Genomic DNA, 13,176 nt, shown 5'->3' with positions numbered 1-13,176 from the left:
GTCGCCCGCCCCGGCCTTAGCCGGCGGCAGGGCTGCGCGCCGGCGCGGGGCCGGCACCGTATTGCTTGATCATTGCATCGAGTGCACTTTGCTTGTCGGGATAGAAGGCATCTGCCCCCAGCTCTTTGACCAGCCCACTGCGCTCCATCACTCGCATGACCTGGTGCTTGAGACCGCTGAAGGCAAGTTTCACACCCACCTCGCGCAGGCGCTGTGCCACCTCGCGTACCTTCTCCTCACCGGAGGCATCGATCTCGTTGATGCTGCTGCCGATCACGAGGATCGCCTTGGCATCCGGGAAATCGCTATGCGCCTCGAGGATCACATCTTCGAAATAGGCCACGTTGATGAAGGTGAGCGAGCCATCGAAACGAACCGGTACGAAGTTCTCGCTGATCGGCTCGAGCCCATGCGTGAGCATCCCGCCCAGGGTGCCATCATCCTTGCGACCGACGATCTCGGTACGCGGCTTCATGATCCGCACCAGGTGGTAAAGCACGGTCAGAGCCACGCCAAGCAGGATTCCGTTGGCAATCGATGGCGCCATTAACAGGGTGGCAACAAAGGTGATGACGCCGATGAGTGCGCCGATGCGATCGAACTTCCAGGCGTTCACCAGCGGCGAGATACGGATCAGGCTGAACACCGCCATCATCACGATCACCGCCAGCACCGCCTGCGGCAGGTGATACAGATACTCGGTGAAGAACAGCAGCACCAGCATCACGGCCAATGCACTGATGATGGCGAACAAACCGGTTTTCGCACCCGTACGCGCAGCCACGGCCGAGCGCGAGAAGGAGCCGCTAACGGTATAGGAGCCGAAGAAGCTGCCGGCGATGTTCGCCAGACCCTGTCCCACCAGCTCCTTGCTGGTGTCCACTCGCTCACCCGTGTTGGTGGCGATGGCCTTGGAAATGGAGGTTGCCTCCATGAAACCGATCAGTGCCATGACCAGCGCGGCGGGCAGCAACGCAATCACGAGCTCCCACTGGATAGTAGGCACTTCGAAACTCGGCAACCCTTCCGGAATATTGCCCACAACGGCACCACCCGATGAGAGTACGACACCATCTTTGTCGACACCATGGAAACGCCATACACCTCCCTCGGTCGACTCCACAGCAGCGACGGGTACGAAACGTGACACCCCGTCATCACCTGCGATCTGCGTCAACCGCATTGCATGCAGTTCAACGCGGCGCACTGTATTCTCCGATTTCAGCTTATCCAGCTTTTGCGAATAAACCGCCGCACTGGCCTCCAGCATGGCAGCCTCAGCGAAATCCTTCTCGTTGCCACGCTTCTTCAGTTCTTCAGCATAACGGTTGACCTCAGCAATCTCGTTTGTGAGCTCACCGATACGCATGTGCACCTTGCCGAAGGCATCTATCGCCTCAGCAATGACCGGGTCCTCAATCTGTTCCAGAGACACCGTCTTCTTGTTCTCGTAGCCGACCACCGCACTCACCAGAGTGGCCAGCACAACGGCAACGAGTACGCCTGGGAGAGAGGGCATTACGCGGCGCATCAGAGATATCACCAACCATGCACCCACACCGAATATCAGGGTCGGCCAATGCAACTCTGGAATCTGTTCGAGAACACGCCACAGGTCAGCCAGGTAATTATCCGTGCGAGGAAATGGCACACCGAGAACCTTACTCAGCTGCGACAAACCGATAATGAGCGCTGCAGCATTCGTGAAACCCACGATCACGGGGCTCGACAGCAGATTGACGATCGCCCCAAGGCGGAACACACCCAGCGCCAGACGCAGCACACCAACCATCAATGCCAGCATTACCGACAACTCGATGAAACTGGGGCTCTCTGGACTTGCGAATGGGATAAGTGCTGCTGCTGACATCAGGGACAGCATTGCCACCGGACCCGTATGCAGCTGACTGGACGACCCCCACAGCGATGCGACGATGACGGGGATAAAGGAGGCATACAGGCCGTATACCACTGGCAATCCGGCAAGCTGTGCATAGGCCATGCTTTGCGGAACAAGTACCAATGCCACAGTGAGACCAGCGAGGAAATCGGCACGTATTCCGGCCGAATTCATGGGGAACCAGCGCAGGAAAGGGAACAGCGTGTAAAGAAGCGAGTGCATCGGGTTACTCCGGGTCTTTCAGACTGTCGTTGTCAGTCGAGAGTCGACGACGCCGCGACACGGCATATCGCTGTGAATCAGGCAGCGGCCCAGTGCCGGGCAATTTACCAGTCGCGTCATTGGGTAAACCTTCAGGACACCGGAGTATGGCCACAACAAGTGATTTATTCTAATTGATATTTTTTAAATAAACTATAGACCATTATAAATGTATAATTCTTGCCTCGTTCTCAGGACGAGAACCCATGGCAGCAGGCTCGTGGTGCGGCGATTCGCCACATGCGTCACGACCCGCTCTCCACCCCAACCCTCAGGCAGGATCTGCGACTGGGTGTCCACTGCCGGATTTCTCCGACTTTGCGTCTCGCAAGGAGTCGTCGCCCGTCCATTCCGCCACGGCATCCAGTGCACCCTGGGTCGAGCGAAAAACGTACTTCTCGCCAATCTCCTCGTAAAGACCGGTACGCTGCATCACATCGAGCACCTGCGCCTTGATGCCGGCAAATACCAACGTGACATCCCGTTCGCGCAGGCGCCGTACGAGATGACGTATAACCTCCTCGCCGGACGCGTCGACCTCATTGATTCCCTTGCCGACGATCACGACATACTTGGCCTCGGGATTGCGCGCAACGGCATTCAGCACAGCATCTTCGAAATAGGGAACATTGGCAAAGAACAGTCCGCCGTCGAAACGAATGATGCAGGCACTCTTGAATGGCGCCAGCCCATACAGCCTGGCATCACGCAAGGTGCCATCCTGGTAGCGCGCAAGCTCGGCTACACGAGGCCGCATCGTTCGATAAAGATACAGCGCCACGGCAAGGCCTACGCCGGCGAGAATCCCGAATTCGAGATTGGGCGCAAGCACCAGAGTGACAACGAAGGTCACGATGGCGGCCAGCCCGTCGTGTCGACTTGCCTGCCAGGCATGCTTGACTGCCTTGACATTCACCAGGCCCGAGACCGCCATCATGATGATGGCCGCAAGCACTGCCTGGGGAAGGTGATAAAGCAGAGATGTCAGGAAGAGCAATGTCACGAGCACAATCAGCGCGGTAAACACAGACGAAAGTCCCGTGCGCGCACCATTGCTCAGGTTGACAGCCGAACGCGAGAACGAACCACTCACCGGATAAGCCTGACTGATACTGCCGACCATATTCGCCAGTCCCTGCCCTATCAACTCCTGATTCGGGTCGATGCGCTGACCGGTTTTCGCCGCCATCGCCTTGGCAATGGCAATCGCCTCAGTGAACCCGACCATTGCAATAATGAAGGCCGACGTGATCAACGACGTAACCACCTGCCAGTCAAGGCTTGGCCAGGCGAGATCAGGCAAACCCCTGGGAACCGTACCGACAACAGCCCCGCCACTGCTCAGCGTCACCTCGTTCTCAGAGGTACCGACGAATCGCCATATGCCCTTGTCAAGCTCCACATCTGTCGGCGATACATCGACGGCGTAGAAGACACCCACACCTCCGGCAGCCTGTTGCAAGCCAATCCTGCGTATCTCTGAAGCGATCAGCCTGGCTTTCTCCCGCAACTCCTCGGCCTCATGGGCAGCGACGTTACGCTGATGCTGCAGCATCAGCGCCTCACCATCAGTGATATCGACAAGTCGCTCATCGATATCACGCACTACCTCTTCGCGCGTCTCGGCAGCCAGCTTTACAGCGTGCTTCTCCTCGATCAAGGCGCGAACTTCTTCAGTTGCGATCGCATCCATTGACACGCTTGTCTTGCGTTCAAAACCAGCCAACCAGCTGATCAGGATGGACAGCACAACGGCAATGAGAACACCCGGAGCCCTCGGGAGATACTTCTTCAGCAACCACATCAGGGCTATTGCACCCACGCCCATCATCACAGTAGGAACATGTGAGTCACCGATCCTCAACAGCATGTCCCAGATACCCACCAGGAAAGCACTTTCGGTATCGCGCTGAAGGCCTAGCAGCTTATTAAGCTGTGAGAGCGCGATGATAAGCGCCGCAGCATTCGTGAACCCAATCACCACCGGATGAGAAATGAAGCTGACGAGCACACCCATGCGCAAGAGCCCGAGCAGCAGCTGAATCACCCCGATAAGCGCTGCAAGTGCAATAGCCAACGCTATGAACTCTGGTGAGCCTGCTGCCGCAAAGGGTAATAGCGCAGTCCCCGTAAGCAACGATACGACAGCAACTGGCCCGGTGGCCAACTGGCTTGACGAGCCCCATAGCGCAGCAACCATAACCGGCAGAAAGGCTGCGTACAGGCCATAGATGGGCGGCAACTGCGCAAGCTGCGCATATGCCATGGACTGGGGTATAAGCACTAGCGCAACGGCGAGTCCCGCCATCAGATCTGCACGCAAACCACCCGCCGTGACAGGAAACCAACCAACAAACGGGAACAGCCTTGAGCTTAGTCGCCGCATCAATTATAGGCCTCTACACGAGTAATAACCGGGTCAGGCAAGTGGGTCAGAAAACTTCTCTGGTCGCAGCACCGAAACATCGGACACCCAAACCGTCAGGTGATAATGTTTCCGAATCAATCGATGCAAGTCTGCAAGTACTCCCGAGAGCCTATCAGGCGGCAACACGACGTGGAAGGTGATATTCGTATCCACATCCAGCATCCCGCTTTGCTCTCCGCTCGAACCACCACCACGAGCCCGCTGAATCGTATAGCCGCTTGCCCCATGCGCCTTGACGATTGTGATCAGACGGTCTTCAAGAACATCGGTCGTAATGATCGTGATCAATTTCTCGGACGAAAGCTCGTGCATGGCATCTATGTCCTGTATCAGGCACCCACTATGATGGCCAATTGGTGATAGAGAGGAATACCGATGACGACATTAAACGGAAAGGTAATACCGAGTGCGAGCGTTAGATAATAGGATGGATTCGCCTCGGGCACGGCCAGGCGCATGGCCGGCGGTACCGCGATATAGGAGGCACTCGCGCCGAGCACACCGACCAGCGTGGTCCCGCCGATGCTCAGATCCAGCGCCAGGTGACCCACCGCAATACCGATGGCGCCACCGATGAGCGGCATGATCAGGCCGAAGCCGATCAGCACCGGGCCCACCTTGCGAAACTCGCGTATGCGGCGCGCCGCCTCCATGCCCATCTCGAACAGGAACAGGCAGAGCACCCCCATGAAGATCTCGTCGATGAACGGCGAGAGCTTTTCCATGGAGCCCGGTCGCGAAACAGCGCCGATCACCATCGAACCGAGCAGCAGCACCACGCTGCCATTGGTCAGCGCCTCGTGCGCCAGCGTCTTCCACTGCCGCCGGCCGCTGCCATTGCCGTTCGCCGGGTCGGCATCGCCCGCATCGACGAGCTGGCGTCGCGACCAGGAGGCCAGCAACAGGCCGACGATGATGGCGGGCGACTCCATCACCGCCAGCATGATGACCGGATAGCTCTCGTACGTGATGCCGGCACTGTCCAGGTAGGCGATGGCGGTAAGAAAGGTACCGGCGCTCACCGAACCGTAGTGCGCTGCAATCGCCGCAGCATTCATCCGGTCGACACGACGGGTGAACAGGAGAAGGGCGTAACCGATGAGCGGCAATCCGAAACCCAGGATCACCGCCCACAGTACGGCATTGAATGCCGCCCCGAGATCCGACTGGCCCAGCTCGTACCCGCCATGCAGCCCGATGGCCACCAGCAGGTAGATCGAGAGCATCTTCGCCAGGTCCTGCGGCAGGCGCAGGTCCGACTTGATGACCCGGGCCAGAAAACCCAGGGCGAAGAACAGGACCGCAGGTATGAGCAGGTTACTGAGGGCGGACATCGGTGCCTTCCTCCGAATTGACCTGTCGTTACGTCAATGGATTGAGTATGCGGTGCCTGACTCTTTGCTTCAAATCGATTATATGAAACGAATATATCGACGATTATAAATGATTAAATCTCAGTCCGGCCAGACGCGGCGACCGCTCTGATAGGCATCGCCCTGGCTGCCGCCCGCAGACTTTTTCGCCGGGGTGCTCTTGCTGGCAGCCGGCTTCGGGCTCGGCTTGGCCTTCGGTTTCGCCGTCTTGGGCCTGGCGGCAGGCGCCGGCTTTTCCGCCGCGGCGGCCGCCTGCGGGGCCTCTTCCGGCGCGCCGGTGGCGCCCGCCTTGGTGCGGCGAATGGTGTCCATCAGCTTCTGTCGGGTCTTTTCGGTATCGCTCATGACTTGAGTACCTCGTTGATCAGTTGGTCGAGTTCCGCGACGGCTTCCTCGCCCCGCTTGCCCATGTCCATCACGCTCTTGCCTTCCAGCGCACTGGTGCGGAACACCGCACGGCGCCGGATGGCCGTATCCGCCACCGGCAGCGCCAGTTCGGACACCGCATCACGCATCAGTCGGGACAGCACGGTGCGTGCCTCCAGCTGATTGATGACGACCAGGGCGTCCAGTTCGGGATTCGACTCGCGCGCCCGCGCGACGGCCTCCTCGACATGGACCGTGGCCCACAGGTCGACCGGCGATGGCTGCACCGGGATCAGGGCAAGATCCGCGATACGCAGTGCCGCATTCATTTGCGGGGAATGTACGGAAGGGGGGCAATCAATGATGACGTGGGAATGACGCGATGCTGCGTTGCGCACCAGGGACTCGATACCCGCCGTGGCACACAGGACATCCACGGCAGCACGGCCGTCGGCAAAGGCACGCCACTGAAGGGCAGAACCCTGCGGATCGGCATCGAGCACCACGGTGGATGCGCGACGAGCCAATGCCGCGGCGAGATTCACCGCCAGCGTTGTCTTACCCGCACCACCCTTGTTGCCCACCACAGCGATGACGGGCATGGCGGTATCCTCAGTTATTGAGTTCGTTGTCCGCCGTAGACAGCGCGTCGAGCTGCTCGGCGAATTCGCGTTGTTCCGGGCTGATCTCCTCGGCACCTTCGTCGAGGTGAATGGTGACATTCACATAGTCTCGACCAAAGCCCATGTCGGGGAACAGTCCCACACGTTCGGAGAGTTCGGCTGCACGATCGAGAAAATCCCGTAACGTGCCGTAATCCGGAAACTCGTAGCGTTTTTCCAGTCGAACCGGGCGATTACGTTCCTGCCATTCCGTTGCGGCCATGGCCAACCTCGCTTAAAACGTCGCGCGACCCGGCGATGCGGGCTGTGCGGCGTTCTGCTGTGGTGTTTCGAGACGCGCGATCCATTCGGCCAGTTCGCGGCCATGGGCGCGCTCTTCCTCGAGAAGGGTCTCGAAAAAGATTCGATTGTCGTGATCACCCATACGGGCGCAATGCCTTGTCGCATCGTCATACAGACGCACGAGCTCGAGCTCGAACGCATGGTTTTCCAGCAGCAGTTCGCGCAGGTTCCTGCCCAGGCGTACAGGACGAAGCTGCGAGGCGTTAGGCGCCACGCCCAGGGCCAGCATGCGACCGATGATACGGTCCACATGGCCCATCTCTTCGCCTGCCTCCTTGTGCAGGTGTTCGGCGGCCTCGGGCAGCCCCCAGGTCGCGACGAGTCGCGCCTGGGTGCTGTACTGCTGTACAGCAGTGAGCTCCAGACTCAGAGCCCGCCCGAGGTAACCGAATACACGCTGATCGGCGCTGGCAAACAACATAGACGACGGATCAGTCGGCAGGCCGGCCTAGATCAGGCCGACCAGACCCACTTAGCTGCGCGCCGGACCATTGCCCGTGGAAGAGAGCACAGGCTCCACTTCGCGATGCGGGCGGGCAATGATGTGAGCAGCAACCAGACCGTCACCCACGCGTTCGCAGGCATCGGCACCGGCACGAACGGCAGCGTTCACGGCGCCGGTTTCGCCACGGACCAGCACGGTCACGTAGCCACCGCCGACGAACTCGCGGCCGATCAGGCGCACTTCGGCGGCCTTGGTCATGGCGTCAGCGGCTTCGATAGCCGGAACCAGACCACGGGTCTCGATCATGCCGAGCGCGATACCATAATTGTCGTTGGCCATTGTTGAAACTCCTGTCAAATGGATTTCGTGTTGAAGCGCTCGTTACTCAACAGCCGGGCCGCCAGCCGGAAGAACCGGCTCAACTTCGCGGTGCGGGCGAGCAATGATGTGGGCAGCAACCAGACCGTCACCCACGCGTTCGCAGGCGTCGGCACCGGCGCGAACCGCGGCGTTAACGGCGCCGGTTTCGCCACGGACCAGCACGGTCACGTAACCACCACCCACAAATTCGCGGCCGATCAGGCGCACTTCAGCCGCCTTGGTCATGGCGTCAGCCGCTTCGATCGCGGGCACCAGACCGCGGGTTTCGATCATACCCAGAGCAATACCGTAGTTTTCGCTTGCCATCGTCGTGTCTCCGTCGTCGGAAATAAAAGTCTTTCAGTTAGCCTTACTTCTTGCTGAGAACCGGCTCAACCTCGCGATGCGGGCGAGCAATAATGTGGGCGGCGACCAGGCCGTCACCAACACGTTCACAGGCATCTGCACCGGCGCGAACGGCGGCGTTGACCGCACCCGTTTCGCCGCGGACCAGCACGGTGACATAACCGCCGCCCACGAATTCACGCCCGATGAGGCGGACTTCAGCGGCCTTGGTCATGGCGTCGGCCGCCTCGATGGCGGGCACCAGCCCGCGCGTTTCGATCATGCCCAGTGCGATGCCGTAGTTTTCGTCTGCCATCTCAATGTCTCCTGCTGACTCGTTTGTTGATTTCTAAACCGTTGTCCAATCCAGCCGGCCGCGTCAGGCGTCGGCTTCCCAGTGATCGATGATCCCGCCGATCGTCAGATCGGTCAGCACCTCGAAGTCACCGGCGGCATAGCGCGCGGCCGAACCGCTGACGGTGAACACCCAGTTGCCTTCACGGGCACCCACCGGGTCGACCGCCACCTGGCGCTTGCCATTCCCATCCCGCAGGACACGCAGGCTGGTCTGCTTCAGTCCGTCGATGCGACGGGTGCACACCAGCGGCATCTCGACCTGCAGGATCTCCATCAGGCCTGCTCCCCTTCCGGGGGCCAGCGGTCGATGATCCCGACGATGGTCAGATCGCTCGGGTATTCCTTGCTGCCGGCCGCCTCGCGTGCCGCGGAGCTGCCGACGCAGATGACCCAGTCACCCGGGATGCAGCCGACCGCGTCGACCGCCACCACCTTGGAACTGCCGTCACGCACCACCTGGAGGTGTTTGTGCTCCAGGCCCGGGATGCGATTGGTTGACACCAGCGGGCGTTCAACCTGGCAAATCTTCATCAGTGAGCCTCCTGCGCGTTGTTCTCACCGCTGGCGGAACAGCCCAGCGTCTCAATCCTGCCACCGGCGTTACAGTCACGTACCACCTGCAGCGTGTGCAGCAATCCGCGTTCCGCGAGTTCTGCGTAACGCGAGCTCAGGGCGTTGGTGACACGCTCGCAATGCTCGATGGCTCGCTCGCGGGCACCCGGCACCTGGCCGTGATAGTCGTAGCGCACCACCACCGGAATGGGCAGGCCATGCGCCACGTTCAGTCCCGAAAAGATCTTCACACCGACATCCAGGTGCTGCGTCGCCTCTTCCACCGTGTCCAGGTAGGCGAAGTAGGTGAGGTTGCGCAGCTGCACTTCCTCGAACCCGATGCCCGCCCCGATGAAACGCTCGGCGTGCCCGATGTCGCTGTAGTGGCCGTTGTGGAACCGGCGCACGTACTCGACCTGCGACAGGTTGTTCTCCAGCAGCTGCCCCACCAGTCGGGCCATGCCCGGCTGCGCGTCAGGCGCCACTTCCTGCACTGCCTGGGCGATCCGCGCCTGCGCCTCGGCGGCACTCAGGCCGCGCGTGGCGTCGTACAGCGCCTGCGTGTCGACATAACGCTCCAGGTCGATTGCACCCTGGCCGTTCGGCACGTGCACGCGAATCGCATCCGTGTCCGTGTCCAGCCCGATCAGCAGCAGGTCGATGGAGGCGCCGCAGCAGAAGCTGTTCTCGACGGCCTGCTGAAAATCCAGCAGCTTCTCCAGTCCACCCTCGGCCGCACGCCGGGTGTCGGAACCGTGCGCGGCGCAGCCCTCGTGATGCGGATCCACCGAGCTGTGGTGGTAGACCACCGCCTTCAGGTAGCGCGTCGGTGCGTCGGCGGCGTTCGGCCGGCCTTCGCGATACCGCAGCATCTCGGTCTCGATCCACTTCTCGAGGCTGTCCTCGATGTCGAACATCGCCCCCGCGTAGGACTTGCGACGCACCTGGCGATAGGGCAGGCGCAGCACGTAGCGGATCACGTGGGCCAGCCGGCCATCGGCACAGGGCGAGACATCCAGGGTATGGAAGCCGCAGTCCTGCAGGAAGGCCGCGAAGCCCGCCTCGTCCGTCGGCCCGCTGCCCGTAGAGCGCAGGGGGTCGGCGGTGAAAAAGTCGTCGCAGTAGCGCCGGTACGTCTCGAACACGCACCAGGCAAACAGGCGACGCATGTCCAGCTGTTCCACCCAGGCGTCCGCCAGGATCGTCTGCGGCAGCTCGAAACCGAGCTCGTCGCGGGCGATGCGCTGTGCGCGCAGCTCGAAGTCCTGCTCGTGCTGCAATCCCGAGATGCGCTTGAGCACGGGCACGATCGCATCGAAGGACGTCTTCACACGCTGCTCGTAATCGAACAGCCGGGCGTTCTCGTCGCTGCGCACCAGCGGATGCCGGCCGGCGCCGGGGGCCGGGGGCCGCGGGGTGGCCGTGGCCACCGGCTGCGTCCCGCCACCCACCGCCCCGGGGCGGCGCATCGGCGCGGCGGGCCGGGTCGGCGTGCGCGACTGATTGCGACGTCGATTCAGCATCGGGCGCTATCGGCTTAGCCGCGGGCGCCGCCGGAATAGGTGATCAGCGAACCCTTCTCGGTGTTACCGCTGCCACCCGTCACCTTGCTCACCGGGGCCGGCACGTCTTCGTTGCGCTTGGGCGGCTGCATGGCGCTCACCACCGGCGCACCGCGACGCGTCGGATTGCGACGCACGGCGGACATGCCCTCGGTACCGGTCACGCGGTCGCCGCGATCCCAGTCGTCGCCGGTGATCTTCAGACCGGCCACCATGCCTTCACCGGTGATGCGGCCCTTCACGCGGCCATCGATCTCTTCCACCGTCTCCGGCATCGGCGCGGCCATCTCCTGGCTGCCGTTGCCGCGACCAAAGCGCGCTTCCTCGGTACCGGTCACCTTGCCGCTGGCCATGCCGAACGGGCCGGTGATGGTGCCCTTTTCATAGGAGCTGCCGGTCACGCTGCTGCGACGGGCCTCGGGCTGCGCGGCATGCACCGGCGCCTCGACGCTGAACTGACCCCAGGGGGTGCCGCCCAGCGGCTGCGGGTAGTCCGGGCTGCCGGGCTCGGCCGGCACCGACGGGCAGGCGGCGGCGAACTGGTCGGCACCCACGTAGGGCGTGCCGCTCACCGGTTCGCAGGCACCCCTGCCGGCACCGGTCAGGCGACCGTTGATACCGGGCTGGATACCGGTCATCACGGGGCCGGGCGTGGAACGCTGCACGCGGGTGCGCGCCGAGGCCATGGTCGCCTCTTCCGGCTTGCAGTAGCTGCGGTACTGCTCGGCGCCGGCGTAGGGCGTGCCGGTGATGGCCTTGCAGGTGCCGGGCTCGTCACCGGTGACCTTGTCGGAACGACCGGTCAGCGTGCCGCTCACCGGACGACCCTTCAGGGTCTGGGACATACCCACCTTGCGATCCTGCGGGGCCGGGGCCGGGGTCTTGGCGCAGAAGCCGCTGTACTGTTCCTGGCCGACATAGTCGTCGCCGGTGATGTTGCGGCAGCTGCCCGGCTCGTCGCCGGTCACGCTCTTGCCACGGCCGACCATGGTGCCGGTGACGGCACCACCGCGCAGGGTCTGGCTGGTGCCGACCTTGGCCGGGGCCTTGCCGTCACCCTTCTGCATGTACTGGGTACCGGTCAGTTCGCGACCCGCACCGGTCTCGTCGCCGGTCACCTTCGCGGAACGGCCCACGTTGTTGCCGGTCACGCCCTTGCCCTTGCGGGTCTCGGCGCCCGTGATCTTGCTCGGGCCGGCCTCGGGCTTGGTGCCGCAGAACTTCTCGACCTGGTTCGGGCTCAGGTATTCGGAGCCGGTCACGCGCTTGCAGGTACCGGGCTCGTCACCGGTCACCTTGCCGCTGCGACCCACTTCGTTACCGGTCACGCGGTTGCCGTGACTGGTCGGGCTCACCCGCACCTTGCGCGGCGTCTTGGCCGGTTCGCTCTGGCAGAACTGGCGGAAGATGTCCGCACCCATGTATTCGGTGCCGGTCACGGCACGGCAGGTGCTCGGCTCGTCGCCGGTGGTCTTCGCGCTGCGACCGACCATGGTGCCGGTGACGGCCTGACCGCGCACGGTCTCGCTGACACCCACCTTCCAGGGCTGATCGGCGGCCGCACCGGCCTGACCGGCCTTGCTGCGACGGCGCCCGACCGGTTCACTCTTCTGCTGACGCTGGCCGGTCTTGCCGTTCTTGCTGCGCTGCGCGCGCAGCTCCTGTGCCAGTTCACGGCTGGTCATGTTCGGGTTGGCAGCACGCGCGGTCTGCGCGGCGCTCATACCGTTCTTGCTGATACCAGCCTTCCCGCGCGTGGACATCGCCTGGCGACGGGCCAGGGAGGCGGCACGCGTGGGATTGATGTTCCTGGGGGCCTTGCTCAGCACGGCCGGGTTCAACCGCGGCTTCGTCGTGCTGACAGCAGGCTGACTGTCACGCGCCGTGGCGCGATCCTTGCCTTCACCCTTGCAGCCGCAGCCACAGTCGCCCTTCGCCGCCGGGGCAGCCGTCGGGGTCGGACCGGACTTGGGGGCCGAGGGATTGCGTACGCGGTCGCGGTTGCCAAGACCCGCCTTGCCACGCACGGACATCGCCTGGCGACGCGCCCGGGAGGCAGCACGGGCCGAACCGCCGGGAGTCGTCGTCGGACGAGCCACCGGAGCACTGCTACCACTAGCCGCAGTCGCGCTCGAAGCAGGCGTACTGCGACCGGCCGTGGCGGAGCTAGCGCCAAGCGCAGCCTTGCCCTTGGTCGACAAGGCACGGCGCCGGGCGAGAGACGCCTCGCGTGCACTGTTGCTGTTGGTATTTGCTGTCATC

At 62.5% G+C, this 13,176-nt stretch carries 15 protein-coding genes; all 15 read right to left on the bottom strand.

Features of this window, described 5'->3' with window-relative positions:
- Positions 1-16: 16 nt before the first annotated feature.
- Positions 17-2,122 (bottom strand): SulP family inorganic anion transporter, encoded by a 2,106-nt coding sequence (locus HUJ28_04600; protein ID MBD3618731.1) that lies wholly within the window; start codon positions 2,120-2,122, stop codon positions 17-19.
- Positions 2,123-2,432: 310 nt separating this feature from the next.
- Entirely contained in the window at positions 2,433-4,547 is a 2,115-nt protein-coding gene (locus HUJ28_04595) for an STAS domain-containing protein (protein ID MBD3618730.1), read from the bottom strand.
- Positions 4,548-4,580: 33 nt separating this feature from the next.
- Positions 4,581-4,901: a transcriptional regulator gene (locus HUJ28_04590; protein ID MBD3618729.1), complete on the bottom strand. Its 321-nt coding sequence runs from the start codon at positions 4,899-4,901 to the stop codon at positions 4,581-4,583.
- A gap of 17 nt (positions 4,902-4,918) precedes the next feature.
- Positions 4,919-5,923, bottom strand: a complete 1,005-nt coding sequence (locus HUJ28_04585; protein ID MBD3618728.1) for a sodium-dependent bicarbonate transport family permease — start codon at positions 5,921-5,923, stop codon at positions 4,919-4,921.
- Positions 5,924-6,043: 120 nt separating this feature from the next.
- Complete coding sequence (locus HUJ28_04580; protein ID MBD3618727.1) at positions 6,044-6,307, bottom strand: hypothetical protein; 264 nt, start codon at positions 6,305-6,307, stop codon at positions 6,044-6,046.
- The gene (locus HUJ28_04575; protein MBD3618726.1) at positions 6,304-6,930 is read right to left on the bottom strand and encodes an AAA family ATPase; all 627 of its coding nucleotides are present in this window, start codon (positions 6,928-6,930) and stop codon (positions 6,304-6,306) included. Before HUJ28_04575 ends, HUJ28_04580 begins: the two co-directional genes overlap by 4 nt.
- A gap of 10 nt (positions 6,931-6,940) precedes the next feature.
- Complete coding sequence (locus tag HUJ28_04570) at positions 6,941-7,213, bottom strand: 4a-hydroxytetrahydrobiopterin dehydratase (GenBank protein MBD3618725.1); 273 nt, start codon at positions 7,211-7,213, stop codon at positions 6,941-6,943.
- 12 nt (positions 7,214-7,225) lie between these two features.
- Positions 7,226-7,714: a bacterioferritin gene (locus HUJ28_04565; GenBank protein MBD3618724.1), complete on the bottom strand. Its 489-nt coding sequence runs from the start codon at positions 7,712-7,714 to the stop codon at positions 7,226-7,228.
- A gap of 51 nt (positions 7,715-7,765) precedes the next feature.
- Entirely contained in the window at positions 7,766-8,077 is a 312-nt protein-coding gene (locus HUJ28_04560; GenBank protein ID MBD3618723.1) for a BMC domain-containing protein, read from the bottom strand.
- A 42-nt stretch (positions 8,078-8,119) separates the two neighbouring features.
- On the bottom strand, positions 8,120-8,425 hold the full coding sequence (locus HUJ28_04555) for a BMC domain-containing protein (protein MBD3618722.1): 306 nt from the start codon (positions 8,423-8,425) through the stop codon (positions 8,120-8,122).
- Positions 8,426-8,468: 43 nt separating this feature from the next.
- Positions 8,469-8,759 carry a BMC domain-containing protein gene (locus HUJ28_04550; GenBank protein MBD3618721.1) on the bottom strand — a complete coding sequence of 97 codons (291 nt, stop codon included), beginning with the start codon at positions 8,757-8,759 and terminating at the stop codon, positions 8,469-8,471.
- Between the two features lie 63 nt (positions 8,760-8,822).
- Entirely contained in the window at positions 8,823-9,074 is a 252-nt protein-coding gene (locus HUJ28_04545) for a carboxysome peptide B (protein ID MBD3618720.1), read from the bottom strand.
- The gene (locus HUJ28_04540; GenBank protein MBD3618719.1) at positions 9,074-9,331 is read right to left on the bottom strand and encodes a carboxysome peptide A; all 258 of its coding nucleotides are present in this window, start codon (positions 9,329-9,331) and stop codon (positions 9,074-9,076) included. The genes HUJ28_04545 and HUJ28_04540 overlap by 1 nt, the downstream gene beginning before the upstream one ends.
- Positions 9,331-10,875 carry a carboxysome shell carbonic anhydrase gene (locus HUJ28_04535; GenBank protein ID MBD3618718.1) on the bottom strand — a complete coding sequence of 515 codons (1,545 nt, stop codon included), beginning with the start codon at positions 10,873-10,875 and terminating at the stop codon, positions 9,331-9,333. The genes HUJ28_04540 and HUJ28_04535 overlap by 1 nt, the downstream gene beginning before the upstream one ends.
- 14 nt (positions 10,876-10,889) lie before the next feature.
- The gene (locus tag HUJ28_04530; protein MBD3618717.1) at positions 10,890-13,175 is read right to left on the bottom strand and encodes a carboxysome shell protein; all 2,286 of its coding nucleotides are present in this window, start codon (positions 13,173-13,175) and stop codon (positions 10,890-10,892) included.
- Between the last annotated feature and the right edge of the window lies 1 nt (position 13,176).

The sequence above is a fragment of the Chromatiales bacterium genome (assembly GCA_014762505.1).
In the GTDB taxonomy this organism is placed as follows: Bacteria; Pseudomonadota; Gammaproteobacteria; order SpSt-1174; family SpSt-1174; genus SpSt-1174.
Note: the sequence above shows the minus strand (reverse complement) of the source record. Positions and strands in the feature narration are given on the sequence as shown.

Coding starts and splice junctions, on each gene's coding strand:
- HUJ28_04600 (MBD3618731.1), bottom strand. CDS start 2,122: ATGCACTCGCTTCTTTACACGCTGTTCCCTTTCCTGCGCTGGTTCCCC.
- HUJ28_04595 (MBD3618730.1), bottom strand. CDS start 4,547: ATGCGGCGACTAAGCTCAAGGCTGTTCCCGTTTGTTGGTTGGTTTCCT.
- HUJ28_04590 (MBD3618729.1), bottom strand. CDS start 4,901: ATGCACGAGCTTTCGTCCGAGAAATTGATCACGATCATTACGACCGAT.
- HUJ28_04585 (MBD3618728.1), bottom strand. CDS start 5,923: ATGTCCGCCCTCAGTAACCTGCTCATACCTGCGGTCCTGTTCTTCGCC.
- HUJ28_04580 (MBD3618727.1), bottom strand. CDS start 6,307: ATGAGCGATACCGAAAAGACCCGACAGAAGCTGATGGACACCATTCGC.
- HUJ28_04575 (MBD3618726.1), bottom strand. CDS start 6,930: ATGCCCGTCATCGCTGTGGTGGGCAACAAGGGTGGTGCGGGTAAGACA.
- HUJ28_04570 (MBD3618725.1), bottom strand. CDS start 7,213: ATGGCCGCAACGGAATGGCAGGAACGTAATCGCCCGGTTCGACTGGAA.
- HUJ28_04565 (MBD3618724.1), bottom strand. CDS start 7,714: ATGTTGTTTGCCAGCGCCGATCAGCGTGTATTCGGTTACCTCGGGCGG.
- HUJ28_04560 (MBD3618723.1), bottom strand. CDS start 8,077: ATGGCCAACGACAATTATGGTATCGCGCTCGGCATGATCGAGACCCGT.
- HUJ28_04555 (MBD3618722.1), bottom strand. CDS start 8,425: ATGGCAAGCGAAAACTACGGTATTGCTCTGGGTATGATCGAAACCCGC.
- HUJ28_04550 (MBD3618721.1), bottom strand. CDS start 8,759: ATGGCAGACGAAAACTACGGCATCGCACTGGGCATGATCGAAACGCGC.
- HUJ28_04545 (MBD3618720.1), bottom strand. CDS start 9,074: ATGGAGATCCTGCAGGTCGAGATGCCGCTGGTGTGCACCCGTCGCATC.
- HUJ28_04540 (MBD3618719.1), bottom strand. CDS start 9,331: ATGAAGATTTGCCAGGTTGAACGCCCGCTGGTGTCAACCAATCGCATC.
- HUJ28_04535 (MBD3618718.1), bottom strand. CDS start 10,875: ATGCTGAATCGACGTCGCAATCAGTCGCGCACGCCGACCCGGCCCGCC.
- HUJ28_04530 (MBD3618717.1), bottom strand. CDS start 13,175: ATGACAGCAAATACCAACAGCAACAGTGCACGCGAGGCGTCTCTCGCC.